The 24,775-nt window shown below is 69.3% G+C and carries 21 protein-coding genes; 15 read left to right on the top strand and 6 right to left on the bottom strand.

The annotated features are described in order from the left end of the window. Window positions 1-89: 89 nt before the first annotated feature. From FH608_RS11270 to FH608_RS11250, 5 genes are all read left to right on the top strand, one after another. Window positions 90-3,146 (top strand): LamG-like jellyroll fold domain-containing protein, encoded by a 3,057-nt coding sequence (locus FH608_RS11270; protein ID WP_139630355.1) that lies wholly within the window; start codon window positions 90-92, stop codon window positions 3,144-3,146. After that, window positions 3,059-5,653: a LamG-like jellyroll fold domain-containing protein gene (locus FH608_RS11265; RefSeq protein WP_139630354.1), complete on the top strand. Its 2,595-nt coding sequence runs from the start codon at window positions 3,059-3,061 to the stop codon at window positions 5,651-5,653. Before FH608_RS11270 ends, FH608_RS11265 begins: the two co-directional genes overlap by 88 nt. A gap of 94 nt (window positions 5,654-5,747) precedes the next feature. Further along, entirely contained in the window at window positions 5,748-6,215 is a 468-nt protein-coding gene (locus FH608_RS11260) for a hypothetical protein (protein WP_139630353.1), read from the top strand. Between the two features lie 5 nt (window positions 6,216-6,220). After that, window positions 6,221-7,081 (top strand): hypothetical protein, encoded by an 861-nt coding sequence (locus tag FH608_RS11255; protein WP_139630352.1) that lies wholly within the window; start codon window positions 6,221-6,223, stop codon window positions 7,079-7,081. After that, complete coding sequence (locus tag FH608_RS11250; protein WP_139630351.1) at window positions 7,071-7,496, top strand: UTRA domain-containing protein; 426 nt, start codon at window positions 7,071-7,073, stop codon at window positions 7,494-7,496. Before FH608_RS11255 ends, FH608_RS11250 begins: the two co-directional genes overlap by 11 nt. A gap of 19 nt (window positions 7,497-7,515) precedes the next feature. Here the strand turns inward: FH608_RS11250 and FH608_RS11245 are convergent, their stop codons facing one another. The 4 genes from FH608_RS11245 to FH608_RS11230 form a co-directional block, all read right to left on the bottom strand. Next, window positions 7,516-8,268, bottom strand: coding sequence for an SDR family NAD(P)-dependent oxidoreductase (locus tag FH608_RS11245; protein ID WP_139630350.1), 753 nt, complete (start codon window positions 8,266-8,268; stop codon window positions 7,516-7,518). Window positions 8,269-8,425: 157 nt separating this feature from the next. After that, window positions 8,426-9,712 carry a four-carbon acid sugar kinase family protein gene (locus FH608_RS11240; protein ID WP_139630349.1) on the bottom strand — a complete coding sequence of 429 codons (1,287 nt, stop codon included), beginning with the start codon at window positions 9,710-9,712 and terminating at the stop codon, window positions 8,426-8,428. A 73-nt stretch (window positions 9,713-9,785) separates the two neighbouring features. After that, window positions 9,786-11,033: a RuBisCO large subunit C-terminal-like domain-containing protein gene (locus FH608_RS11235; RefSeq protein ID WP_139630348.1), complete on the bottom strand. Its 1,248-nt coding sequence runs from the start codon at window positions 11,031-11,033 to the stop codon at window positions 9,786-9,788. Continuing rightward, on the bottom strand, window positions 11,030-11,677 hold the full coding sequence (locus FH608_RS11230) for an aspartate/glutamate racemase family protein (protein WP_139630347.1): 648 nt from the start codon (window positions 11,675-11,677) through the stop codon (window positions 11,030-11,032). The genes FH608_RS11235 and FH608_RS11230 overlap by 4 nt, the downstream gene beginning before the upstream one ends. An 83-nt stretch (window positions 11,678-11,760) precedes the next feature. Between FH608_RS11230 and FH608_RS11225 the strand changes: the two genes are divergently transcribed. Genes FH608_RS11225 through FH608_RS11200 form a run of 6 tightly spaced genes read left to right on the top strand, consistent with a single transcriptional unit; the run spans window position 11,761 to window position 17,194 of the window. Next, window positions 11,761-12,471 carry a FadR/GntR family transcriptional regulator gene (locus FH608_RS11225; RefSeq protein WP_193318349.1) on the top strand — a complete coding sequence of 237 codons (711 nt, stop codon included), beginning with the start codon at window positions 11,761-11,763 and terminating at the stop codon, window positions 12,469-12,471. A gap of 20 nt (window positions 12,472-12,491) precedes the next feature. Continuing rightward, the gene (locus tag FH608_RS11220) at window positions 12,492-13,256 is read left to right on the top strand and encodes an enoyl-CoA hydratase/isomerase family protein (protein WP_139630345.1); all 765 of its coding nucleotides are present in this window, start codon (window positions 12,492-12,494) and stop codon (window positions 13,254-13,256) included. Beyond that, window positions 13,256-14,446: a CaiB/BaiF CoA transferase family protein gene (locus tag FH608_RS11215; protein WP_139630344.1), complete on the top strand. Its 1,191-nt coding sequence runs from the start codon at window positions 13,256-13,258 to the stop codon at window positions 14,444-14,446. The genes FH608_RS11220 and FH608_RS11215 overlap by 1 nt, the downstream gene beginning before the upstream one ends. Then, window positions 14,434-15,462, top strand: coding sequence for a type 2 periplasmic-binding domain-containing protein (locus tag FH608_RS11210; RefSeq protein ID WP_139630343.1), 1,029 nt, complete (start codon window positions 14,434-14,436; stop codon window positions 15,460-15,462). The genes FH608_RS11215 and FH608_RS11210 overlap by 13 nt, the downstream gene beginning before the upstream one ends. Beyond that, a complete protein-coding gene (locus FH608_RS11205; protein WP_139630342.1) occupies window positions 15,459-16,157 on the top strand; it encodes an SDR family NAD(P)-dependent oxidoreductase in 699 nt (232 codons plus the stop codon). The genes FH608_RS11210 and FH608_RS11205 overlap by 4 nt, the downstream gene beginning before the upstream one ends. After that, window positions 16,154-17,194 (top strand): aldose 1-epimerase family protein, encoded by a 1,041-nt coding sequence (locus tag FH608_RS11200; RefSeq protein WP_139630341.1) that lies wholly within the window; start codon window positions 16,154-16,156, stop codon window positions 17,192-17,194. Before FH608_RS11205 ends, FH608_RS11200 begins: the two co-directional genes overlap by 4 nt. Here the strand turns inward: FH608_RS11200 and FH608_RS11195 are convergent. After that, window positions 17,191-18,021, bottom strand: coding sequence for an amidohydrolase family protein (locus tag FH608_RS11195; RefSeq protein WP_139630340.1), 831 nt, complete (start codon window positions 18,019-18,021; stop codon window positions 17,191-17,193). The two genes, FH608_RS11200 and FH608_RS11195, sit on opposite strands and share 4 nt — an antisense overlap. Window positions 18,022-18,129: 108 nt before the next feature. Between FH608_RS11195 and FH608_RS11190 the strand changes: the two genes are divergently transcribed. Beyond that, complete coding sequence (locus FH608_RS11190; protein WP_226899295.1) at window positions 18,130-20,535, top strand: glycoside hydrolase family 95 protein; 2,406 nt, start codon at window positions 18,130-18,132, stop codon at window positions 20,533-20,535. Here FH608_RS11190 and FH608_RS11185 read toward each other — a convergent pair. Continuing rightward, window positions 20,511-21,605 (bottom strand): FCD domain-containing protein, encoded by a 1,095-nt coding sequence (locus FH608_RS11185; RefSeq protein ID WP_139630339.1) that lies wholly within the window; start codon window positions 21,603-21,605, stop codon window positions 20,511-20,513. The two genes, FH608_RS11190 and FH608_RS11185, sit on opposite strands and share 25 nt — an antisense overlap. Before the next feature lie 160 nt (window positions 21,606-21,765). On the opposite strand from FH608_RS11185, the gene FH608_RS11180 reads away from it, so the two are divergent. From FH608_RS11180 to FH608_RS11170, 3 genes are read left to right on the top strand one after another with little or no spacing between them, the layout of a single operon-like run. Next, a complete protein-coding gene (locus FH608_RS11180; RefSeq protein ID WP_139630338.1) occupies window positions 21,766-23,043 on the top strand; it encodes an ABC transporter substrate-binding protein in 1,278 nt (425 codons plus the stop codon). Beyond that, the gene (locus tag FH608_RS11175; RefSeq protein ID WP_139630337.1) at window positions 23,040-23,972 is read left to right on the top strand and encodes a carbohydrate ABC transporter permease; all 933 of its coding nucleotides are present in this window, start codon (window positions 23,040-23,042) and stop codon (window positions 23,970-23,972) included. The genes FH608_RS11180 and FH608_RS11175 overlap by 4 nt, the downstream gene beginning before the upstream one ends. After that, complete coding sequence (locus FH608_RS11170; protein WP_226899293.1) at window positions 23,969-24,775, top strand: carbohydrate ABC transporter permease; 807 nt, start codon at window positions 23,969-23,971, stop codon at window positions 24,773-24,775. The genes FH608_RS11175 and FH608_RS11170 overlap by 4 nt, the downstream gene beginning before the upstream one ends.

The raw sequence follows: 24,775 nt of genomic DNA, 5'->3' as shown, positions 1-24,775 counted from the left end.
TTACCACTTTTGTCTCCCTATCGCTCCTCGGCCATCAAGCGTCCCAGGAATTTATAGACTATTTATCGTGATCTTTCTCATAATGTCGCGTGATCTTGCTTGAAGATATGGATTGTCTGTCAATTCGAACACACATCAGATTGAGGGTGTTAGTGGACAAGTTAGTCAACACGCCGAAACGCCGCCGACCTGCCCGTCAGCAGGTCACGATCGCAGCGGTGCTCACGGTGGCAGCATCGCTGCTGGTGGCAGGCGTTTCCGGCAACGCACAGGCAGACCCGGCCTCGGGTCCCACAGGCCCTTGCGTTACCACATTCCCCCGCCCAGAGGATCCGGACGCGCAATTACGGGCGGCACTGGAAGAAGCGAAGAAGCAGAACAAGCCCATAGCGGTCGAGGCCGCCTATACCGAAACCTCGCGCACTTGGGTCTACCCGGACGGGCATCTCTCCACCCAGTCCTACAGCGGCCCCACCCAATTGCGGCAGGCCGACGGCTCCTGGGCCTGGATCGACGCCACGCTGGTCGAAAAGAATGGCGTGCTCAAACCGAAGCTGGCCAAGGGGAGCGTTCGGGTGTCAACGGGAGGCACGGCCCCGTTCGCGAGCATGCGGTTCGGCCGAGAGGCCACCTTCGGCCTGTCCTGGCCGACCGAACTGCCGCGTCCACAGGTCAAGGGGAACGTGGCTACGTACGTAGGAGCGGCCGGCCCGTCGGCGGACCTGGTGGTCACCGCCCTGCCCACCGGATTCCGACACGACGTGGTGCTGCGCGAGCGGCCCACCGGGCCGGTGGAGTACCGCATCCCGGTGCACTCAAAAGGATTGGAACTGAAGGTCACCAAGTCCGGTGGGCTCAAGCTGTCGAGCGCCAAGGGCAAGAAGGTGGCCTCGGCTCCGGCGCCGCTGATGTGGGACGCCGCCACTGATCAGCCCAGCGCCGCCCACCCGGGACGACAGACCAAGATCAAAACCCAGGTCGAGACCAAGAACGGCTCTTCGGTGCTGGTGCTGAAGCCGGATCCGGACTGGTTGGCCGATCCGGCGACGCAATACCCGGTCATCGTTGATCCCACCACCACCCTCGGGGTCTCCCAGGAGGTCGGTGTCCAGTCGCCGGACGCGCAGCGTTCGCCGGGCACGGTCAGCAGGTCGAACTACGGCAACGGCAGTTGCCCGGGCACCTCGTGCGCCTACAACGAGCGGCTCGTCCGTACACTGATGGCCTTCGACACCGCCCCCATCGACGGACGGCAGGTGGTCAATGCCACCATGCAGCTGCAACTGCGCGCAGACGTGATCAACTGCAGCGAATTTCAGGGCATCGCGGCACAACGGATCACCGAATCCTGGGTGGCCGACGACACCTTCTGGGACAACCAGCCCGCCAGCACCGAAGAAGGCCGCGCCTCGGTCGACCCGTGCGCCCTGCCCGGCGGCAACGGCTCCATCTGGAGCTGGGACCTGACCACGATGGCGAGGCTGTGGGCCTCGGGCACGCCCAACCACGGCCTGCTGCTCAAGCTGACCCAGGAGGACTCGACCCCGCCCAACTACGGCGAGGACTTCCTGTTCTGGCCGCAGATGTTCTCCGGCGGCACCAAGCCGAAGCTGAGCGTGGACTGGGTGCTCCCCCCGGAGATCCCCACCGTCAGCGCCGAGTCGATCGACTCGATGGTCGGCAACGACGCCATCGCACGCAGCACCAACGTGAAGGTCAGCTACACCTCCAGCGTGCCCGAGGCGACGCCGCTGAACTACACGGTGACCGTCAACGACTCCACCATGGCGCCCCCTGCCACCGAGCTTCCCTCAGGCGAGCAGGCGTACTGGAAGCTGGATGAGACCTCCGGCGCCACGGTCGCCGACTCCTCCGGCAACAACATCCCGGCCACCCTGTCCGGGTCCTACACCCGGATTCCCGGCCAGCTCGGGCAGGCGGTGAAATTCACCGGCGGCGCGCACGCCGCGGCCAACGGACCGGTCATCAACACCGACCAGAGCTTCACCGTGGCCGCCTGGGTACGCCTCGACAGCAGCACCGCCGAGCAGACCGTACTGTCCCAGATGGGAGTCGACCAACCCGGTTTCACCTTGTCCTACCAGACCTCCTCGGCACCGGAGTACGACCAGCGCTGGCTGCTGTCCATGATCCGCGAAGACCGGCCTGACAGGATCTACGAGACCGTCGTGCAGTCCAAGGACCTGGCGAAGATCAACGAGTGGACACACGTGGCCGTCCAGTACGACCACGCCGCCGGCAAGATCCGCCTGTATGTGGACGGCACACTGGCCGGAGAGCGCGACTACACCGCCACCTGGAACGCCCAGGGCGCCTTCGAGATCGGCCACGCACGCGCCACCACCGGGGACCTGGACGGGGCGGTCGACGATGTGCACGTCTACCAGCGCGCGCTGACCGACCAGGACATCCGCGCCCTCGTCGGCGTACCCGGCACCACCACACACAACAACATCCCCTCCGGCCAGGTGCTGGACAAGGTGTTCACGCTGGACAACCCGGCCAGCTTCAAGTTCGTGGTCAAGGCCTGCCGCAGCGGCGTCAACCCGCCCTCCTGCAACGAGAGCCCGGCCTATCGCATCACCAGCGACGCCCCCGTCCTGCCCTCCGACACCGAGACCGGCATGGCGGACCCGACCCAGCCCATCCTGTCCGGCATGGTCAACCGCCCCTCCGGAGGACCCGTCACCGCCAAGTACTACCTGTACGACGACCAGGGACTACCAGTCGGCTCCGCGCCACTCGGCACCCGCACGGTCAACGGCGGCGAACGAGCCTCCTTCCAGGTGCCGGCCAACACGGTGCAGCCAGGCCGTACGTACAAGTGGCAGATGAAGGCCTGCGTCACCGGCCCACAAGACCCAGGAACCGACCCCGATCCCGACCCTGACCCCGATCCGACGCCCACACCTACGCCGACTCCAACACCCACTCCCCTTCCGGAAGGGCTGGTCGCCGCCTACGGCATGGACGAGGGCAGCGGCAGCACTGTGGAGGATGCGACCGGCACGAATGCCGGCACCGCCGTCAACACCACGTGGACTGCCGGCAAGTACGGGACGGCCCTGAAGTCAACGGCTCCAACAGCTGGGTCCACATCCCGCACGACGATTCGCAGACGCTGAGCACCGGCATGACCTTGTCGGCTTGGGTGAATCCGGCCAGCATCGCCAGCGCGGCCACCGTTGTAGGCAAGTACAACGAAGGCTGGGACGAGCTGTCCTACGGGCTGCTCGCCTCCAACGGCTCAACGAGCCGGGTCCCGTGGGGGTACGCGTTGACAGACGTCGAGGACGGCGGCAGCATCACCGGGCCGAGCAGGCTGCCGGTCAACGCCTGGAGCCATCTGGCGCTTACCTATGACGGCAGCAAGCTCCGCATGTTCGTCAACGGCAGTCAGGCCTCCGAGCGCGATATAGCGGGTAGTTTGCTCAGCGACACAGGCGCGCTACGCATCGGGGGCAACGAAGCGTACGGCGAATACTTCAACGGCGCCATCGACGACGTCCGCATCTACAACCGCGCCCAATCCGCCGCCGAAATCACCACCGACATGAACACCCCGCTAGGAGGCGCCACAGCATCAGCTGCCCTGCCGGCGGAGAAGCAAAATGCTGTTGCGGCGAACAACGTCGATCTCAAGGAAGCCTGCACCGCGAAGACCCCAGCGGTCTCATTCACTACAGCTGGCACGCCTCCACCTAGTCAACCGCCAGGGGCTATCCACGAGATCGCTCTTGGCAGCGAGAACGTTTCAGTGAGAACGGCCAAGACCGGCGTGGATTCATGCGAAGGCCAGCCGTGCCTGTTCGCGGACTCGACAACGCTTAAGGTCGGTGGCACAGGTTCCTCGCAGATGGTGTCCGCGTTCAAACTCAGCCTCGCTGAACTGCCAGATGGCTCTGTGCCGGTTGGCGCGACGCTACGCCTGGGAGCACCTTCCTGTGAAGGCTCTTCATGTACCGCTGCCGTTGAGGTTCGGCTGTCATCAGTCTCAGGTGAAGTCGGTCCATCGACGACAGGCTCCGACATTCAGGCCGCCATCGAGGCGGATCCTGGACCATACGGATCAATTCCTTCCGAAGGTTTACAGGTTGACCCAATTTCACTTCTTGGATGGATTGTGGTCTCTTCCACTAGCGAGCAACCTGTCGAGTTCGGTGGTTCCGGATTTACTGAAATAAGGTTGCGCTACCGCCTGCCTTCTGCTCCGGGTCCAGTCGGGGAGCTACATGCTATGGGAGCCAGCAATGGCGCTGTGCTCTCATGGCTTCCACCTACTGATCCTGGTTCCATGGCGCCGGTCGAGGAATATGATGTACAGGTCACCGACTCGAACTCGCAAGTTATCCAGACGCACTCTATTGCGAGTACCCACGCAGAGATTTTCGATCTTGCCGTTGAGGCGAGCTACACAATCGCCGTGCGCGCCAAATCCCGATTCGGCGAAGGGCCTTGGAGCTCGGCCAGTGTCACTGTTCCGGCAGCCGCGGCGAATGCTTGCGACGATCCCGAGATCTTCTCGAAAGCCATCAAGGCATATGAGGATTCAAGAAACGATCTCCGTGAGCAGACTGCTAGAACCGTAGAAGACATTACCTCAACCAATAAGGACGCCCAGACATCCAAGGCGATCCTGTATACCCAGCAACCAAGCTTGGTCGATGTGGCCGAGAAGCTTGACAAGCGAGGAATTCGACAAACCGCTTCTTCCATCGGCGTCGTCCGAGTGATGCTTTTCCATGATCAGGAAGGAAAATTTACGACTGCCCAGGCCGAGGTGACCCAAACCTTCGAATATATAGGAGATATTGGCACGGCCACCCCAGCAACTGAGACCAACGAAACGCGGCAGCTCAAGTCCTATACCTTCTTAATGGCCGGCTGCGACGGCATACAAGTAAGAGATTCATCTGAAGGCGGACGGCTCGTCAGTGTAACTCCAGACATGAACGAGGTGCCCACAGGGCCGGGTTCCATCCCAGCGGACGGCATGGATCTACCCATCGACTCCGACGGGTTCCCTGAGCTCCCCATTGATGATGCCTTCATGGGCCCTTCCGCCTCCAACGGGACGTCTGCGGCCACGTCTACAGTGAACAGGACGGCTGCAGTACAGTGGGCCCTCCGCCACTATCTAGACGATCCCCTCTTCGGCAACGACTGCACGAACTTCGTGTCGAGAGCACTTCACTATGGAGGTGGAGCTGCCATGGATACGAATGGAACAAATCCCACCGAGGCAGACCGCCGTGACCCATCGCAGTGGTTCCAATCGAGAAACAACGTCACGTGGTACAACTCGTGGGCCATCAGGGCCGCGACGAGCTGGTCATGGTCGGGAGCTAACTCATTCTTCCAACATTTCATGTCCAGGGAACGTCGCGCCACCTGGGTGACCTCATGGCAGAACCTTCGAGTCGGCGATATACTGCTGTGGGACTTCACCGGCGGGAATCCCGACTTTGGCCACGTCGCCATAGTTAGTCGCGTCACCTCAAACTCGTGGAAAGGCGTGCAATACGCCCAGCATAGCGATCCATATAATTATCGCCCAATGGCAGTTTCTCTGCCAGCAGCCAAGAAGGCACACCCGAAGATGAAGGTCTATGCAATAAGGGTCCTGTTCTGACGGCTGCGACATATCCCATGCAGTAAGGAATGAGCTTTTCTAATAAGCGAAAAACTCATTCCTTACTACTGTATCCAGCCAAAGGATTCCCCATATGAAAATGCGAAGCATAGCTGTGGCACTGGTCACCTTATTTATTGTGAACTTCGACAGCGGCTGTGCCACTTGTACGGTCACACAGGGCCCACCGGTCATTCTGCCGAAGCCCAATGCTACTGCCGACGTTGTGGTCCGCGCATACCTCAATGCGATAGAGGCGCGCGATACCGATGCGGTTCGTTCCTTATCGTCCTCATCTTATTACGAACGTGTCCACAGCTGGCCTGATGATCCAATAGATACATGGACCAACATAAAAGTCTCCGAGGTCAGCGAGCCAAATCCCGACACCTACGGGCCTGGCGGTTATCGGAAAGTCCAGAGAGTCTACGTTGGGATCGAGGTTCGCCGATGCGACGAAGAGCCCCCGAATGACGACCGGCATTTTCCCTATAGCTTTCTAGTAGGGAGGCAGTCGGACGACGCCCCTTGGAAGATCATTGATTTCGGAGGGCTAGGCTGACCTCGATGGCTCAGGCCGTGGTCGTGTCGTCTAAACGGTTCGGTGTGGCGATCCTGCTGGTCGTCGCCATCCCCCTTGTAGCGGTGGCGATGGCGCCACTGGTGCATGGGCGAAATGAGCCCGCCGCAGCGAATCGGCGATTCCTGCTGATCAACGCCTTGTCAGCGGCCCATCCGGACTATCTGTTCACCGTGGACGGAGCAGCCCCGGCAACGGATGATGCCGTTTCCGTGCTGGTGGAGCCCCGCCCTCCGCTTCCTTTGACGCATGGGCCCGAAGCGAGGCGTCCGGTCACCCTGAAGTTGGATGAGAAGGGGCTGCCGTCACCACCCGAGTTGGTTGACTGGCGAATGACGAGAGCGCTGAAGATGCCGGACGAGGACGCCCGGCGGCGGCTACTTCCTGAGGATGAGGCGCTACTGAAATCAGAGGTGCCCCGCCGCGGTGTCGTCGCGCTCGCCGTTGTGTGGTTGGCCGCCCCGCAGACGGAGGAATCGATTCAGAGGTTCTGGCCCGGCGGTGCCGACGTTCTCTTCTTCTCGCCGCGCCGAAGAGACCGCAAACCCGTTTCGTGGGGCGTGTCCTTCTGCATGGACCGAGGACTGCCGACATGCGCCTCCGACCACCCCGCGTCTCCTGTGTCGGGATTTCGCGCCTGGGTTTCCAGCCTTACCGCTGAGGACCAGCCTGCTCTGGCCGCATCCGGGTTGAACCTGACAGAGCTGCGCGGTGCGGCGCACTCCGGCCTCGCTTACGGATTCGTCGCGAGCGGAGATTTGGACGAGCTACGCGAACTGGCCGCGGAGAAGTCTGTCTCCACCCTGCGTGTTGTGGACCTGCGAATCCCGCCTGAGCATGACCTATGAGAGCCACGGCGTGCGACGCCGTGGCGAAACGAGTGGTGTCGTCACGGCGTTCAGTATCCGTAGCCACATGGCGAGCCAGGGGCTGACAGGTTCCTGGGATTACAACAGCCGAACGGCGTCAGCGCCCGAAGTGATATGGACACAGTACGGGTTTCGCGGGGACGGCCAACCGGTGATGTTCTTGCGGCAGATCGGCGTCCAGGTGACTCACGCGGCCGAGGTGGTGTCCGCCCGGAACGCCACAGTCGATAAGGCCAAGACGCTCGATATCAGGCCCCCTGCCATCGTGCTGACGATCGAGCGCACGTACTACGCCGACGCGCGCCCGGTCGAGACAGCGGACATCGTCATCCCGGTTGATCACTACCAGGTGTTGTACGGCACGTCGATCTGGGACGAGCCGACGGCGGAATGAAATATCGGGGCGTGGTGGCTCACGGCATCCACTTGCCGCCCGCGACGTCGATCGTGAGCCCCGTGAGCCAGGAGGAGGCGTCGGAGGCGAGGAAGGCCGTCACGTTCGCCACGTCGAGCGGGGTGCCGAGCCGTCCGAGCGGGTGCTCCGCCAGCATGCGGTCCTTGAACTCCTGCGGCATCCGCCCCTCCAGCCGGTCCGTCATGATCGTCGATGGGGCGACGGCGTTGACCCGGATGCCGGTGGGCGCGAGCTCGTGCGCGAGTTGCTTGGTCAGCGCGATGATGCCGGCCTTGGCCGCCGTGTACGCCACCGAGGCGGGCGTCGGGGTACGGGCCGCCAGCGACGACATCGTGATGATCGACCCGCTCCGCCGCTCACGCATGCGGGGCAGGAAGCTCTTGATGACCAGGAACGTGGAGGTGAGGTTGGCGTTCAGCGTGGCATGCCAGTCGTCCTCGCTGGTCTGGTCGATGGGGCTGGGCCGCCCGGTGCCGCCGCCCGCGAAGATGGCCAGCACGTCCACGGGGCCGAGCCGCCGCTCCACCTCCTCGCGCATCGCCTCGACGGCGGCGGAGTCGGTGGTGTCGGCGGCCGCCCCGATCGCCGAGCCGCCGATCTCCTTCACGGCAGCCTCGATGGCCACCGGGGCGCGGCCGTTGATCACGACGCGCATGCCCTGCTCGGCCAGCACCCGCGCGGTCTCCCGCCCGATCCCCCCGGAGCCGCCGGTGACCAGTGCGACCTTGCCCTGCAGGTCTTGATACATCATGACTCCCACTCCCTCGCGCATCGCGGCCGTTCCCTCGGGAGTCCACACTGCCCGGCGCGGGGGCTCGGGGCGTCAGGCGCGAGGGGCGTTCCCGGCTGCGCCCGCGGGCGTGCACCGGGGCGCGGTCCGTACTCCGTAGGTCGTAGGCGAGGGTATGTCAGGGCGGCGGCGTGCCCGCGGCGGCGCGCAGGAAGTAGTCGCCACCGCCCACTTGGCCGCCCTTCAGAGCTACTTCGAGGCCGTCACATGCGGGATTGTCCGAGGTCAGCACGCATACCGGGGCGCCGGGGGCGAGGGAGGTCACCACGTCCAGGGAGCTGGCGCCGAGGGACGCCACGACCTGGCCTGAGGTGTCGCCGCCCGCCACCACCAGCCGCCCCACCAGGCCGGTCCCGACGGCGTCGGAGGCCAGCCTGGCCAACTGCTCGCCGATGCCGGCCGGGTCTCGGGACGGGCCCCGTGTCGACTGGACGATCGTGTGCCGGCCCTCGGAAAGGCTCTCCGTCACCTGGGCGAGGACCTTCCCGTACGCATCCGGCGCAGGGTCGGAGGGGGTGTCCAGGACGCGCCATCCTGCTCGTTCGGCCGTGTCGATCTGGCGGGCGGTGATCGGGGAGCGGCTGCCGGAGACCACCAGTACCGGCGTGGCCGGCCCGAGCATGTCGGGCTTGGTGTCCCGTCCCCCGTACGGCTCCATGGCGTCCGCCGGGCGCGCCGTGCCGTCCGGGGCCGGGGCCGGGGCGGTGTGGGCTGAGGCGAGGGCGTAGCTGAGGCCGCCTGAGCCGACGCAGAACAGCGGGGCGCGATGGGCGGCGTCGGCCAGCAGCAGGCGGCCGAGCGCACGGACGTGCTCCTCCGTCACCGCGTCCGCCACGAACGCCGCCTCCCCGTCCAGCGCCCGGTACGCCTCCCCGGACGGCGACGCGGGCAGCCACCCCACCGGCCCCGCCCCCTGCTCGGCCAGACGGAGACGCAGGTCGGCCTCCGAGGCGGGGGTCACCGGGTGGTCGCGCATCGGCGGGTAGCGGTCGAGCCGCTGGACCTCCGCGCCCGCCCGTACGAAGTGGTTGGCGAACCACGTGTAGCGCCCCAGTTCGGGCTGTGCGGCGAGGACCGGCACGGGGCCTCGGGCGAGGCCCTCGCGCCGGAGTGCCGCGATGACCGCGCCGATGCTCCCGTGCGAGGGGGACGAGTCGAACGTCGAGCACACCTTGTACTGCATGACCAGGGGTTCCAGGGCGGCCAGCGCCTTGAAGGCCGGAAGCACGGCCGGCACCGGGTCCGGCTCGGCGCGGGCTGTGGTGGCCAGGCCGATGACGTCGTCGCCGTCGTGCAGGTGGGCCACGTCGGTGACCAGCGAGCCGGTCAGCCCGAACCGCCTGAACTGCCACAGAGCGTCGGTCGCGCCCGTGAAATCGTCCGCGACGAAGGCGAAGAGCGTCATGACACCACCCGTCCGAGACACGCCGCCCGGCCGAGAGGCGCCACCCGTCCCGTCGCCTCCCCAGAAGGACGGCTCACTTGCGGACCACCCCGCCGAAACGGTTGAGCGCGGCCCGTAGCTCCGGCTCGTCCACCTCGTCCAGCGGCACGCCGGCCGCCGACGCCGCCCACGCCTGACGGATGCTGGCGATCCCGGCGGCCGGCCCGTCCGGGTGGCCGAGGACGCCGCCCCCCGCCAGCACCAGCAGGTCGGTGGTCCCGGCGCGTTCCAGGGTGACGGGCGCGGTGCCGGCCCACTGCGCGGACGACAGCACGGGCAGGCAGGGGAAGCCGCCGAGCAGCGGCTCGCGCACCGCCGCCACGGTGGCGGCGACGTCGTCGTCGGTGACGTAGAACTTGCTGTGGAAGCCGCCGCAGTGCAGCTGGTCGACGCCCGCGAGGCGGGCCAGCTTCTGGTACGCGACGTGCTCGATCCCGATCGCCGGATGCCGGAACAGCGCCCCGGTGCCGGTGACGTGGGCGTGGATGGGCACCCTGGCGTGCCTGCGCAGCATGGCGACGGCCGGCAGGCCGACGACGTTCACGTTGACCATCACGCAGGTGCCGCCGGCCGCCACCACCATGTCGTGGTTGCGCAGCATGCGGTCGGGCTCGTCGCTGATGTTGAACGCGTACATCGGCCGCCGCCCGGTCCGCCGCTCCACCTCGTCGAGGGCCGAGACCACCGCGCGGATGCGCTGAGCGAGCGGGGCGGGCGGGCAGTCGCCGTTCACCTCGTCGTCCTTGATGAAGTCGGCGCCGGCCAGGCCGAGCTCGCGCACCAGGTCGACGTAGTCGGAGGGGCGCAGCCCGACGTTCGGCTTGACGATGGTGCCGATCAGCACGCCCTCGGGGCGGCCCACCAGCCGCCGGGTGCCCTCCACGGCGAACCCGGCGGGCAGGTACGCGTCGCAGAAGGCGGCGGGCAGCTCCAGGTCGACCAGCTTGAGCCCGGCCAGCTCGCGCAGCTCGTACAGGTTGCCCGCGACCACCGGGAGGAGGTTCGTGAGCGACGGACCGGTGTTCTCCAGGGGGAAGGCGATCTCGACGAGGGCCGCCCTGAGCGGCCCGTCCCCGGTCGCGCCCGGCAGCGGCTCGGAGACGGGCGGCGGGATCTCCGTGATGGAGCGCACCACGGCGCCGTGCCGGGCGCGCAGCTCGTCGGTCTCGCCGCGCACGCTGACGAAGGTGCCGGTGCTCTGCTCCCCGGCGACGGCGCTCACGGCCCGCTCCAGCGGCAGGCGCGTGAGCACGCGGTACGTCGCGACGGTGTGGGCCGTCACAGCACCCCCGCCAGGTGTTCCATGGCGAGCGGCGGGCTGGCCAGGATGGGCACGCGGGACTCGACCGTGCCGGCCACGCGGGCCATCGACGCCTGGGCCAGCACGACCACGTCCACCTCGCCGGACAGGGCGGCCAGCTCGCCGGCGACCCGCTCGTCGTGGGTGGCGGCGTCGCCGCTCATCAGGGCCTCGAAGGCGCCCTCGCACACCCTGGCGGTCAGCGTGATCTCCTTGCCCGCCGCCGCGGCGCGCCGCCGTACGAGGTCGGCGGTGGGGTCGAGGGTGGTGGACAGGGTGGCGAGCACGCCGATCCGGTCGCCGAGCGCGACGGCGCGGTCGGCCATCGGGCGGTCGACGCGTGTCACGGGCACGCCGGTCAGCGGCTCGGCGGCCTCCACGGCGGCGCCGATCGAGGAGCACGTCACCAGGATGTGATCGGCCCCGGCCGCCTCCGCCGAGCCGATGTGCCCGGCGACCCGCCGGGCGGTCTGCGGGGTGAGCCGGCCGGCGGCGACGGTGTTCTTGATCAGGCTGTCGTCGACGATGTTGAACGTCTCGACCCCCGGCAGGTGCTCGGCGCACAGGGCGGCGAACACGTCGACCAGCGTCGCGGAGGTGTGGATGAGTCCTAGCCTCTTGGTCATGAGCCTCACTTCATCGGATGAAATCTCATCTTCATCAGATGAAATGCTATGAAAAATCTGGCGCGAGCGGTAGCGTCCAGGGCGTGGCAATCGATCCCAAGCCGGACCGGCACGCCCAGGTCGTCCAGGCCCTCGGCGCCCGCATCGTCGGCGGTTCCCTGCCGCCCGGCACGTCCATCCCCATCGAGGAGGAGCTCGTCGGGGAGCTCGGCGTCGGGCGCTCCGCCGTGCGTGAGGGCGTGAAAGTGCTGGCGGGCAAGGGCCTGCTGGAGACCAGGCGCAGCGCCGGCACCAGGGTGCGCCCGCGCGCGTCCTGGAACCTGCTCGACCCCGACGTGCTGAGCTGGCGCTTCGAGCCTGAGCCGCGCCCGGAGGACGTCCGGATGCTGGCCGACCTGCGCGTCGCCCTGGAGCCGGGCGCGGCCAGAGTGGCGGCCGAGCGGGCGGACGCGGGCGCGATCCAGCGCATCGACGAGGCGCTGGCGGCCCTGTACGCCACGGCCGACGACCCCGAGCCGTTCATCGAGGCGGACCTGGCCTTCCACAAGGCGGTGTTCGCGGCGGCGGGCAACGACCTGCTGCTCTACGTCTACGACATGATCAGCATCGCCCTGCGGTCCGTACGCCAGGTGCACACCCGGTCGGTCGCGCACAACAAGGAGACGTTGCCCGGCCACGAGCGCGTGGCCCTCGCGATCAGGCGCCACCACCACCGCAAGGCCGAGGAGGCCATGCGCGGGGTGGTCGAGGTCGCGCGCGCCGATGCCGAGCAGCACGCACGCCTGTGCTGTTAGAAACGAGAAAGAGCCGACCCTTGGACGTCCTCATCGACATCGACGGCCCGGTGGCCGTCGTCACCCTCAACAGACCCGCCAAGCTCAACGCGATCACCCCCGACATGGCCGCCGCGCTGCGTGCCTGCCTGACCCGCGTCGACACCGACGACGCCATCCGGGTGGCGGTGCTCACCGGCGCGGGCGAGCGCTCGTTCTGCGTGGGCAGCGACATCAGGGAGCTGGACGAGTACGCCACGCCGTGGGAGTTCCGCAACCGCGGCGACTACGGCGACGCGGTCCGCGCCCTGCGCAAGCCGATCGTCGCGGCGGTCAACGGCTACGCCTACGGCGGCGGCCTGGAGCTGGCCATGGCCTGCGACATCCGGCTGGCGGCCGAGACGGCGACGTTCGCCGCGCCGGAGATCAAGCTCGGCTGGATCGGCGGCAGCGGCCAGTCGGCGCTGCTGGCCCACGCCGTCGGGCCGAGCAACGCGGCCACCATGCTGCTGACCGGCGAGCCGGTCGGCGCCGCCCGCGCCCAGACCTGGGGGCTGGTCACCGACGTGTTCCCGCAGGACGAGCTGCTGCCCGCGGCCCTGGAGCTGGCCGGCGCGATCGCCAAGCGCCCGCCCATCGCGGCGCAGACCGCCAAGGCCAACCTCAAGGCCGCCTACTCGATGCCGCTCGACCAGGCCATCCAGTACGAACGCGACCTGCAGACCGTCTGCTTCGCCACGCGGGACGCGGCCGAGGGCAGGGCCGCCTTCGCCGAGCGCCGCGACCCGGTCTTCGAGGGGCGCTGATGGGCGTTCTCGACGGCTACCGCGTGGTCGACCTGTCCATCGCGATGGCGGGCCCGCTGGCCGCCATGCGGCTGGGCGACCTGGGCGCGGACGTGGTCAAGGTGGAGCCGGTGACCGGCGAGTGGCAGCGGCACGCCCCCGCGGGCGGCGCGACGGGCAAGCGGGTCAACGCCTCGTTCCTGTCGCTCAACCGCAACAAGCGCAGCCTCGCCGTCAACCTCAAGTCGGACGAGGGCCGCGCCATCGTGCACAAGCTCGCCGCGACGGCGGACGTGTTCCTGCAGAACTACCGCCCCGGCGTGGCCGAGCGGCTCGGCATGGACTACGACACGATCAGCGGGCTCAACCCCGCCGTCGTGTACGTCTCCATGTCCGGGTACGGCGAGACGGGCCCGTACCTGTCGAGGCCCGGCCAGGACCTGCTGCTGCAGGCGATGAGCGGCGCCATGCTGAGCACCGGCCGCGACGGCGACCCGCCCGCGCCCGCGGGCACGTACGCCATCGACGCCATCACCGCCTACAGCGCGTTCGAGGGCGCGCTGGCCGCGCTGCTGCACCGCGAGCGTACCGGCGAGGGCCAGCGGGTGAGCGTCAACATGCTGGACGCGGCCGTCGCCGTGCAGATGCAGGAGCTGTCGATCTTCACGGTCGGCGGGGTGCCGCAGCGGCGCGGGCGCGAGCCGCACGGCCACACCTACATCCGGGCGCCGTACGGCGTGTTCGCCACGAAGGACGGCTACCTCGCGCTCGGCATGCCCCGGCTGGACGCGCTGGCCGTGGCGCTGGACCTGCCGGAGCTGGCCGGCATGGACGGCGACGCCGACGGCCACACCAGGCGCGACGAGATCACCGCGATGGTCGCCCGGCGGCTGCCGGAGCGCACGACGGCCGAGTGGCTGGAGATCTGCGCCCGCCACGACCTGTGGGCGGGCCCGGTGTACGGGTACGCGGACCTGGTGGCCGACCCGCAGGTCCGGCACAACGGCTCGTTCGTCACCTACGAGCACCGCACCGAGGGCACGGTCACCACGCCCGGCTTCCCCTACGGCTTCAGCGCCACGCCGCCGGAGGTGCGCAGGGGCGCGCCGCTGGTGGGCGAGCACACCAGAGAGCTGCTGGAGGAGCTCGGCTACCCGCCGGAGCGCACGGCCGAGCTGGTGGCGGAGGGCGTGCTGGCATGCGAGGACTGACCTGGGACCATCCCCGGGGGTACGCCCCGCTGGACGAGCTGACCCGGCTCGACGCGGCCGGCGACCGCTCGTACGGCGCCGTGCCGGAGCCGATCGCATGGGACCGGCAGCCGCTGGAGGGGTTCGAGTCGGAGCCGATCGCCGCGCTGTGCGAGACGTACGACGTGCTCGTGATCGACCATCCGGGGCTGGGCGCGGCGCTGGACGCGCTGGTGCCGATGGAGGAGTTGTTCGAGGCGGGCGAGCTGGCGCGGATGCGGGCCGGCACGGTCGGCCGCACCTGGGAGAGCTACCACCTGGAGGGCCGCCAGTGGGCGCTGCCGCTGGACGCCGCCACCCAGGTCGCCGTCGCCCGGTCGGGCGTCGAGGCGCCGGGGACGTGGCCGGAGATGGCGGAATTCGCGCGGGGCACGCGGACGGCGCTGTGCCTGGGCGGGCCGCACGCGTTCCTCATGTTCTGCGCGCTGTGCTCGGGCGACTTCCAGGACTCCGAGGCGGGGCTGCGGGCACTGGAGGTGATGGGCGAGCTGCTCGCGCTCGCCGACCGCGAGGTGTCGCTGCTCAACCCCATCGGCGTGCTCGACGCGATGGCGGCGGGCGGGCCCGTGTACTGCCCCCTGGTGTACGAGTACGGCACGTACCCGCTGGCCTTCTCCGACGCGCCGGCCTGGCCGGGCCGGGCGCCCGGGAGCGTGCTGGGCGGCACCGGGCTCGCCGTCTCGCGGCGGCGGGTGGACCTGGTCCGCGACGCCGTGCGCGCCCACCTGCGCCGCCTGCTGTCGGAGCCGGTGCAGGCCGGGCTGTTCCCCGCCCTCGGCGGGCAGCCGGCCGCCCGCTCGGCCTGGCGGGACGCCCCCACGCTCGCGACGATGGAGGCCGCCTGGATCAGGCCGCGCTTCCCCGGCTACATCGCGCTGCAGGAGCGCTCGTCGGCGCTCATCCGGGACGGGCTGCTCGCCCGTGCCAAGCCCCGCGACCTCCTCATGACCCTGCGGAACGAATGGAGGCAGACATGACCACGGCGCTCGTGACAGGCGCCGCCGGCGCTCTCGGCCGGGCGATCGTGCGCCGCCTGGCCGCCGACGGCCACCAGGTGGCGGCGCTCGACCTGGACGCGAGCGCGCTGGAAGGCGCGCTCAACCTCAAGGTGGACCTGCGCGACGCGGACGCGATCGAGGCCGCGTTCGCCGAGACGGCGGCCCGGCTCGGCCCGGTCGGGATCCTGGTCAACAACGCCGCGATCTACCCGGCCCGGCCGTTCCTGGAGGTGCCGCTGGCCGAGTACGAGGACGTGCACGCGGTCAACCAGCGGGCCTACTGGCTGATGGCCCAGCACGCCGCCAGGCAGATGACCTCGGGCGGCGCCATCGTCAACGTCGCCTCGATCACCATGCACGGCGGCTGGTCCGACCTGGCCGCGTACGTGGCGACCAAGGGCGCGGCGACCTCCCTCACCAGGGCGCTGGCCCGCGAGCTCGGGCCCGGCGAGATCCGGGTCAACTGCGTCTCGCCCGGGGCGTTCCCGACGGCGGCCGAGGAGATCCACGAGGACCCGGAGGCGTACAACCGGTTCGTCCTGGAGCGGCAGGCGCTCCAGCGGCGCGGCACGCCCGAAGAGCTGGCGGCCGTCGTGTCGTTCCTGACGGGACCTGACGCCTCGTTCGTGACGGGGCAGACCATCGAAGTCAACGGAGGGTGGGTGATGGCATGACGCCCGACCGCAGGCGGCTGGCCGAGCTGACCGGGGACCTGAGCGCGGCCGGCGGGGTCCGGCTCGTGACGCTCGGGGACGGCGTCGAGCGCGGCATCAGGACGCTGGAGTTCAGGACCGGCTCGGGGCTGGCGTTCGACGTGCTGGTGGACCGGTGCATGGACATCGGGCACGCCGAGCACGCCGGGCGCTCGTTCGGCTGGCGCTCCCCCACCGGCTTCCGCCACCCGGGCCTGCACGAGAACGCCGACGAGGACGGCCTGTCGTGGCTGCGCTCGTTCTCGGGGCTCATCGTCACGGCCGGGCTCGACCACACGCTCTTCGGCGACGAGGTGCCGGCCGACAGCTACCGCTACCCGCCCCGCCAGTCCGTGCGGCACGGGCTGCACGGCCGCGCGGGCAACCTCCCGGCCAGGCTCACCGGGTACGGCGAGCGCTGGGACGGCGAGCGCTGCGTCCTGTGGGCCGAGGGAGAGGTGCGCCAGGCGGCGGTCTTCGCCGAGAACCTGCGCCTGGTCCGCCGCATCGAGGCCGACCTGGGCGGCGACGAGATCAGGCTCGTCGACACCGTCACCAACGCCGGGTTCGAGCCGGCTCCGCACATGTTCCTCTACCACATCAACCTCGGCTGGCCGCTGCTCGACGAGGGCGCCAGGTTCGAGGCCGACATCCGCGAGACGCTCTGGCAGAGCGACAGCGTGGCCGAGCAGAAGGCCGACCACGTGACCTTCCCCGGTCCGGTGCCGGGGTTCGTGGAGCAGGTGTACGAGCACGCGCTGAACCCCGGCGCGGACGGGCTGCACCGGGTGGCGGTGGTCAACGACCGGCTCGGGATGACGGTCAGCGTGGAGTGGCCGGCGGCGGAGTTCCCGTACTTCTTCGAGTGGCTGAACCTGCGCTCCGGCAACTACGCCGTCGGCCTGGAACCGTCCACCCACCACGTGGCGGGCGACGCGGCGGCCAGGCGGGACGGCAGCATGATCTGGCTCGGGCCGCAGGAGTCGCGGTCGTACCACACCACGTTCCGCGTGTCCTAATGCAGCTTGTACGCGCGGCGGGCCGTACCGGCGAAGACCTCGGCCCGCTCGCCGTCCGACAGCCCCGCGCACAGCTCGTCCGCGGCCCCGGCGACCTGCGCGTAGTCCGCCGCGAGCAGGCAGACGGGCCAGTCGGAGCCGAACATCACCCGCTCGGGCCCGAACGCCTCCAGGACGGTCTCGGCGTACGGCCGCAGGTCGGCCACCCGCCAGGATGCCCAGTCGGCCTCGGTGACCATGCCGGACAGCTTGCAGTAGACGTTCGGGTGGGCGGCCAGCTCCAGGATCCGGCCGCGCCACGGCTCCAGCTCGCCCGCGGCGATCGGCGGCTTGGACAGGTGGTCGAGCACGAACGTCAGCTCGGGCAGCGCGGCCACCGTGTCGATGGCGGCGGGCAGCTGGTGCGGGAGGGTGAGCAGGTCGTACGCCAGCCCGGCGGCGGCCACCGCGGCCAGCCCCCTGCGCACGTCGGGCCGGGCCAGCCAGGCGGGGTCCGGCTCGGACTGGACGCCGTGCCGCACGCCCACCAGCCCTGGGGGGAGGCTCGCCAGGGTGTCGGCGGCGCCGGGCGCGGTGAGGTCGATCCAGCCGACGACGCCGGCCACCAGGTCGGACTCCGCGGCGAGGGCCAGGAACTCCCTGGTCTCGTCGGGGTCCGGCAGCACCTGGACCAGCACGGTGGCGCCGACGCCTGCCGCGGCGGCCGGGGCGGCCAGGTCGTCGAGCGTGAACGTGCGGCGGACGGGCGACATGGCGTCGGGGTCGAGCCAGTGGTGGGGGCGGGCTGCCAGGTCCCAGACGTGGTGGTGGGCGTCGATCTTCTCCATGACAGTCATCCTATCTTTTGCCCAGATTTACGCCAGGTCTGGACGGTAACGCCGCATTCACGTAAAGATACATCCTACCTATAACTCTTCCACCCCCAGGAGTGAACGGTGTCCAACGACGGCTACACCCGACGAGGCGTGCTCAAGACCGGCTTAGGAGCCGCCGCCGGATCCCTGCTCGTGACCAGCCCGGCCTTCGCGTCCGCGCCCGGCGACGACCCCCTGACGCTCTGGTACACCCGCCCCGCCGCGGAATGGCTGGAAGCCCTGCCGATCGGCTGCGGACGGCTCGGGGCCATGGTCTTCGGCGGCGTCGCCACCGAGCGGCTGCAGCTCAACGAGGACAGCATCTGGGCCGGCGGGCCGCACGTGTACGACAACCCCGAGGCGCTGGCCGCGCTCCCCCAGATCAGGCAGTGGGTCTGGGAGGACAAGTGGAAGCTCGCGCAGAACCTGGCGGACGAGAAGTTCCTCGGCAGGCCGAGCGAGCAGGCGGCCTACCAGGTGCTGGGCGACCTCACGCTGACCTACCCGGGCTCCGCCGAGTTCACCGACTACCGCCGCGAGCTGGACCTGACCCAGGCCGTCACGACCGTCACGTACGTACGGGACGGCGTGCGCCACACCCGCGAGGCGTTCGCCAGCAACCCCGACCAGGTCATCGTCCTGCGCCACAAGGCCGACAAGCCGGGCTCGGTCGGCTTCCAGGCGGCCTTCACCAGCCCGCAGGAGTCCACCTCGTCCTCCGCCGGGCGTGACGCGATCGCGATCGACGGCGTGAGCACCGCCTGGGAGGGCCGGGAGGGCGAGGTCCGCTTCCGCGCCGTGGTCAAGGCCGAGGCCCGCGGCGGCACGGTCCGCACGGACGGCGGCACGCTGATCGTCGAGGGCGCCGACGAGGTCACGCTGCTCATCTCCATGGGCTCCAGCTACCGCCGCTACGACGACGTCGGCGGCGACCCCGCCGAGGTGGCGGGGCGGCATCTCAGGCGCGCGAGCGGTCAGCCGTACGAGGTGCTGCGGCGCAAGCACGTACGCGACCACCAGCGGCTCTTCGGCCGGGTGGAGATCGACCTCGGCACCTCGGAGGCTGCGGCGCTGCCCACCGACGAGCGGATCGCGCGCAAGCAGCTCGACACGGACCCCGGCCTGGCCGCCCTGTACTTCCAGTACGGCCGCTACCTGCTCATCTCCAGCTCGCGCGCGCCCGGCCACGCCGCCAACCTGCAGGGCGTCTGGAACGACTCGCTCACGCCGGCGTGGGAGTCGAAGTACACCATCAACATCAACTGCGAGATGAACTACTGGCCCGCCGCGCCCGGCAACCTGATCGAGTGCATGGACCCGCTGTTCGACCTGATCAAGGACCTGTCGGAGACGGGGGCGAGGACCGCCGCGACGCAGTACGGCGCCAAGGGCTGGGTGGCGCACCACAACACCGACGGCTGGCGCGGCACCGCGCCCGTCGACTTCGCCTTCTACGGCGTGTGGCCGAGCGGCGGGGCGTGGCTCTGCCTGACCCTCTGGGAGCACTACCTCTACACGGGCGACGAGCGGCGGCTGCGCGAGCACTTCCCGCTCATCAAGGGCTCGGTGGAGTTCTTCCTCGACACGCTGCAGACCGACCCCAGGACCGGCTACCTGGTGACGAACCCGTCGCACTCGCCCGAGGTCGGCCACCACGAGGACGACGGGGAGAACGTCAGCATCTGCGCCGGCCCGACCATGGACATGCAGATCCTGCGGGACCTGTTCGGCGCCTTCGCGGAGGCCTCGGAGATCCTGGGGGTGGAGGACGGGATGCGGGCCAAGGCGCAGGAGGCCCGCTCGCGGCTCGTCCCCAACCAGATCGGGCACCTCGGGCAGATCCAGGAGTGGCAGGAGGACTACCGGGGCGACGCCGCGCTGTCGCGCAGCCGCCACACCTCCCACCTGTGGGGTCTCTTCCCCGGCCACCAGATCGACCCGCGCCTCTCGCCCGAGCTCGCCGCCGCCGCCCGCCGCTCCCTCGAGCTCCGGGGCGAGGCGGGGGCCGGGTGGTCGCTGGCCTGGAAGATCAACTTCTGGGCCCGGCTGCTGGACGCCGCCGAGGCGTACAAGCGGCTGTCGAACCTGCTGATACCCGCCCGTACGGCGCCCAACATGTTCGACCTGCACCCGCCGTTCCAGATCGACGGCAACTTCGGCGGGACGTCGGGCATCACGGAGATGCTCCTGCAGAGCCACGGCGACCAGGTGCACCTGCTGCCCGCCCTGCCCGCCGCCTGGCCCGCCGGGTCCGTCCGCGGGCTGCGGGCGCGGGGCGGCTTCGAGGTGTCCGTGTCGTGGAGCGGCGGCGCGGTCTCGGGTGGCCGGATCCGCTCGGACCTGGGGCGCCGGCTCACGCTGCGCACCGCGCGGCCGCTGGCGGTCACGGAACGCGGGCGGCCGGTCGAGGTGTCGCGGCCGGAGGCGGGCGTGCTCGTCTTCGACACCCGCCGCGGAGCCACCTACGACCTGGCCCCGTCGGCCTGAGGGGGCGCACCCGCCCGCCGTGCCGGGCGGGTGCGGGAGGCTTCACCGCGGGCGTGGGCCGCGAAGAGCCGGGCCGCCTCGTCGGGGTCGCCCGACGCCAGCGCCGCCACCAGGTCGTCGTGGTGCCCCGCCATGGCCGACCAGTCGCCGTCGTACAGCGGGTTGCCCACCACGTGCAGGCTCCACAGGTTCGACTCGATCGTCCGCCACAGCCGCAGCAGGAAGGAGTTGCCGCAGGTGGCACAGACCCGCCGGTGGAAGGCGAGGTCGGCGTCGCGGAAGGCGCCGATGTCGCCGTCGCGGGCGGCCCGCCGCATGGCCAGCACGTCGGCCGAGAGCTCACGCAACGTCTCGGGCTGGATGCGGACGGCGGCGCCGCGTGCGGCATACTCCTCCAGCAACACCCTGATGTCGCGAACCTCCCGGGCCTGCTCGTCGGAGATCTCCGCGACGTAGCTGCCCCTGTTGGGATAGGAGATGACCAGCCCCTCGTGCGCCAACCGCTTGATCGCCTCTCTGGCCGGGGCCTGGCTGGTGCCGACCCGGCGGGCGATCTCGGCCTCCACCAGCCGCTGCCCGGCCAGCAGCTCGCCCGACACGATCCAGCCGCGCAGCAGCGCGTAGACCCGGTCGGACAGCAGCTCTCTGGGCAGCAGCCGGGCGGTGGGCGGCGCGACCTGCTGCTCCTGCCAGATGCGCGCCACGGTGGACTGCGAGAGCCCGAGCTGGCGCGCCATCGTGCGGGTCGAGGGCACCGCCGCCCCGCCTGCCGCGGCGGCGATCACGCGCTCGGCCTCCTCCCGCTCCGCGCTGCGCGGGCGGCCGGGCCGGGGCGCGTCCGCGAGCCCGTCCAGCCCTCGCTCGACGAAGCGGGCCCGCCACTTCGCCACCGTCGCCGGGCTCACGCCCAGCCGGTCGCCGATCTCCTTGCGCGCCAGCCCGTCGGCGCAGGCGAGCACGATGCGACTGCGCAGCGCCAACCCTCCCGAGGACTGCCCCGCCCACTCGCGAAGGGTCGCGCGCTCCTCTTCGCCGAGCACCAGCCGTTTGTCGTCCGTACGTCCTGCCACGATCACACCTTAACGTATTTATGACTCAGCCACCCGCTGGAAATGTATTTGTAGCACCACATAGCCCCTTGACGAGGCCATGTGACCAACGTATTAAATAATCGCTAATCGAGTATCGACCCATTAAAAGGCGTCGCAGATCTCGCCCCTTGGAGGTGCGATGCGTTCCCCCCGTCCATCCCTCGTCCCCGCCGCGCTCGGCTGCCTGCTCCTGCTCACCGGCTGCGGCGGGGGCGGCTTCTCCGACTCCGAAGGGTCGCAGGCCGGCCAGAGCGAGGGTGGCCAGGTCACGGTGAGGATGCTGGTCAACATCACCCCGAACCTCACCCAGGCCTACTGGGACGGCCTGGTCAAGCCGTTCGAGCAGGCCAACCCCGGCATCGACGTGAAGGTCGAGGCGCCTACGGGCAAGGGCGTGGCCGACACGCTGCCCCAGCAGCTCGCCGCGGGCAACGCGCCCGACGTGGTCGAGACGCTGATGGCGGACGAGACGCTCGCCAAGCAGATGCTCGATCTGTCCGACCAGCCGTGGGCCAAGGACACTCCGCTGGCCCAGGAGGCCGCCCTGGGCGGCAGGATCTACACGGTCGGCGTCGGCGTGCAGGCGCAGTCGCTGGTCTTCTACAACAAGAGCGCGTTCGACAAGGCCGGCATCGACAAGCCGCCGGCCACGTTCGAGGAGCTCGAAGCCGCCATGGGCAAGCTCAAGGCGGCCGGGTGGCTGCCGCTGCAGACCGGCGGCGACTTCCTCACCGGCCTCCAGCTGCTCCAGCTGACGAACCCGTCCCGCGCCCAGCAGTACCCCACCTGGCACCAGGACATCAAGGCGGGCAAGCTCAAGGCGGGCGAGTCGATGCTGCCGTACCTGGAGCGCTACCAGACCTGGATCGACAAGGGGTACGTCGACAAGAACGCCCTGGGCCTGAAGTACGCCGACGCCGAGACCGCCTTCCTGTCCGGCAAGTCGGCGATGTACGTCATGGGCAGCTGGTTCACCGCCGCCGAGTCCAAGGCCGAGAAGGACTTCGAGATCGGCGTCTTCCCGGCCCCGGTCGCCAAGGGCCAGCAGTACCCGGGCCCGCAGGGCGCCACGATGGCGGCCCCGTACATGATCCTCAAGTCGACCCCGAACAAGGACGCCGCGGTCAAGCTGGTGCAGTGGCTCGTCACCGACCCCGAGGCGGTCAAGAGCCAGCTCAAGCAGGACGGCAACTTCCGCACCGGCGTGGAGCGCGAGTTCACCCCGCTGGAGAGGCAGGTGCAGGAGATCCTCGACGCGGCGCCCTCCGGGGTCCCGCAGGGTGAGGGGTACGGCGACGCGACGCTGCCGAAGGGCTTCGGCGCCGCGTGGAACACCGAGATCCAGGGCCTGTACGTGGGCAAGTCGCCCAAGGAGGTCGCCGAGGGCGTCGACCGCTGGGTGGACGGCCGATCATGACCCTCACCCGGGAAGCACCCCCAGTGGTCACCAAGCCGCCAGGCCCGCCGAAGCGCAGGCCGCGCGACGGGTGGGCGAACGCGATCATGGTCGCTCCCGCCACCGTCCTCTACGTCGTGATGCTCATCGTCCCGGTCGCCCTGGCGCTCTACCTGAGCCTCACCGACTGGGACGGCTTCAGCGCGAACCCCGCCTTCGTCGGCGCCGCCAACTACGTCGACCTCCTGGACGACCCCGAACTGCGCCGCGCCGCCCTGGTGACCCTGCTGGTCGCCGTGGCCGGCACGGCCGGGCTCAACCTGCTCGGCCTCGGCTTCGCCGTCCTGGTGAACGGCGCCTCCCGGGCCAACACGTTCTTCCGGATCGTGCTGTTCTACCCGCACGTGCTCAGCGCCCTCGTGGTCGGCTTCCTCTGGTCGGCGATCCTCGGCACCAACGGCGCGGTCAACAACCTGGTGACCCGGTGGGGCGGCGAGGTGCTGCCGTTCCTGTCGGACCCGACGTGGGCCACGATCACCATGATCGCGGTGCTGGTGTGGGCCGGGTTCGGCGTCAACGTGGTGCTCTACCTGGCCGGGCTGCAGGCCGTGCCGCACTCGCTGGTCGAGGCGGCGCGCATCGACGGCGCGACGCGCTGGCAGGTGTTCAGGAACGTGACGCTGCCCGCGCTCGGCCCGTCCGTGACGGTCAACATCGTGCTGTCGCTGGTGACGCTGCTCAAGACGTACGACCTGGTGGTCTCGCTCACGGCGGGCGGCCCGGCCGGGCAGACGCAGACCGTCGCCTACCTCATCCTGTGGAACTCCTTCCACGACGCCCGCCTCGGCTTCGGCTCCGCGCAGTCGGTGCTGCTGATGCTGGTCACGGGGGCGCTGGCGTTCGTGGTGACGAAGCTGCGCAGGCGCGGTGAACTGGCGGTGCACCAGTGAGAAAGCCATTCCTCTGGGCGACCGTCGCCTTCATGCTCATCCCCCTGTACGTGCTGACCGTCAACGCGTTCAAGGGCCAGCAGGACATCCTGGAGAACCCGTTCGGCTTCGGCGGCCTCACGCTGGAGCCGCTGGGCACGGCGCTGACGAACCCGCAGTTCAACGTGTTCAAGGGCTACGCGATCACGTTGCTGTTCGTGGTGGCGGTCAACGTGCTGTCGGTGCTGCTGGCGGCCCCCGCCGCGTACGTCATCGCGCGCAGCCCCAAGCGCCGCTTCCGCGTCCTGATGCTGTTCTTCCTCGCGGGGACGTTCATCCCGGGCCAGGTGCTGGTCATCCCCGTCGTGTACGTGCTCAAGACCCTCGGCCTGATGGGCACCATCCGGGGGTTCGTGCTGTTCGAAACCGTCCTGACGCTACCGTTCTCGATCTTCCTGTACGCCGGCTACATCGCCACCATCCCCGCCGTGCTCGACCAGGCGGCGGCCGTGGACGGGGCGGGCAGGCTGCGGACGTTCTGGCGGATCGTCTTCCCGCTGATGAAGCCCGCGGTCGCCACGATGGTCATCCTGAACACCTTCTCGGTGTGGAACGACTTCGTGAACCCGCAGATCATCCTCGGCCCCGGCAGCGGCCTGTACACCGTGACGACCGGCGTCTACGCGGCGGTCAGCCAGTACTCCACCGACTACACGGTGGTCTTCCCGACGCTGCTGCTGGCCATCGCCCCCCTGCTGGTCTTCTTCGTCTTCATGCAACGGCACATCATCAGCGGCCTCACCGCAGGAGCAACGAAAGGGTGA

Origin of the sequence: Nonomuraea phyllanthi (assembly GCF_006334985.2) — a bacterium.
Classification (GTDB): Bacteria; Actinomycetota; Actinomycetes; order Streptosporangiales; family Streptosporangiaceae; genus Nonomuraea; species Nonomuraea phyllanthi.
This window is presented reverse-complemented; position numbering and strand designations above follow the sequence as displayed.

What these genes read in the sequence shown, in the direction of transcription:
- FH608_RS11200 (WP_139630341.1), top strand. Translation starts at nt 16,154, where the DNA reads ATGACGCCCGACCGCAGGCGGCTGGCCGAGCTGACCGGGGACCTGAGC.
- FH608_RS11205 (WP_139630342.1), top strand. Translation starts at nt 15,459, where the DNA reads ATGACCACGGCGCTCGTGACAGGCGCCGCCGGCGCTCTCGGCCGGGCG.
- FH608_RS11250 (WP_139630351.1), top strand. Translation starts at nt 7,071, where the DNA reads ATGACCTATGAGAGCCACGGCGTGCGACGCCGTGGCGAAACGAGTGGT.
- FH608_RS11230 (WP_139630347.1), bottom strand. Translation starts at nt 11,677, where the DNA reads ATGACCAAGAGGCTAGGACTCATCCACACCTCCGCGACGCTGGTCGAC.
- FH608_RS11255 (WP_139630352.1), top strand. Translation starts at nt 6,221, where the DNA reads ATGGCTCAGGCCGTGGTCGTGTCGTCTAAACGGTTCGGTGTGGCGATC.
- FH608_RS11195 (WP_139630340.1), bottom strand. Translation starts at nt 18,021, where the DNA reads ATGGAGAAGATCGACGCCCACCACCACGTCTGGGACCTGGCAGCCCGC.
- FH608_RS11210 (WP_139630343.1), top strand. Translation starts at nt 14,434, where the DNA reads ATGCGAGGACTGACCTGGGACCATCCCCGGGGGTACGCCCCGCTGGAC.
- FH608_RS11260 (WP_139630353.1), top strand. Translation starts at nt 5,748, where the DNA reads ATGAAAATGCGAAGCATAGCTGTGGCACTGGTCACCTTATTTATTGTG.
- FH608_RS11240 (WP_139630349.1), bottom strand. Translation starts at nt 9,712, where the DNA reads ATGACGCTCTTCGCCTTCGTCGCGGACGATTTCACGGGCGCGACCGAC.
- FH608_RS11175 (WP_139630337.1), top strand. Translation starts at nt 23,040, where the DNA reads ATGACCCTCACCCGGGAAGCACCCCCAGTGGTCACCAAGCCGCCAGGC.
- FH608_RS11180 (WP_139630338.1), top strand. Translation starts at nt 21,766, where the DNA reads ATGCGTTCCCCCCGTCCATCCCTCGTCCCCGCCGCGCTCGGCTGCCTG.
- FH608_RS11245 (WP_139630350.1), bottom strand. Translation starts at nt 8,268, where the DNA reads ATGATGTATCAAGACCTGCAGGGCAAGGTCGCACTGGTCACCGGCGGC.
- FH608_RS11215 (WP_139630344.1), top strand. Translation starts at nt 13,256, where the DNA reads ATGGGCGTTCTCGACGGCTACCGCGTGGTCGACCTGTCCATCGCGATG.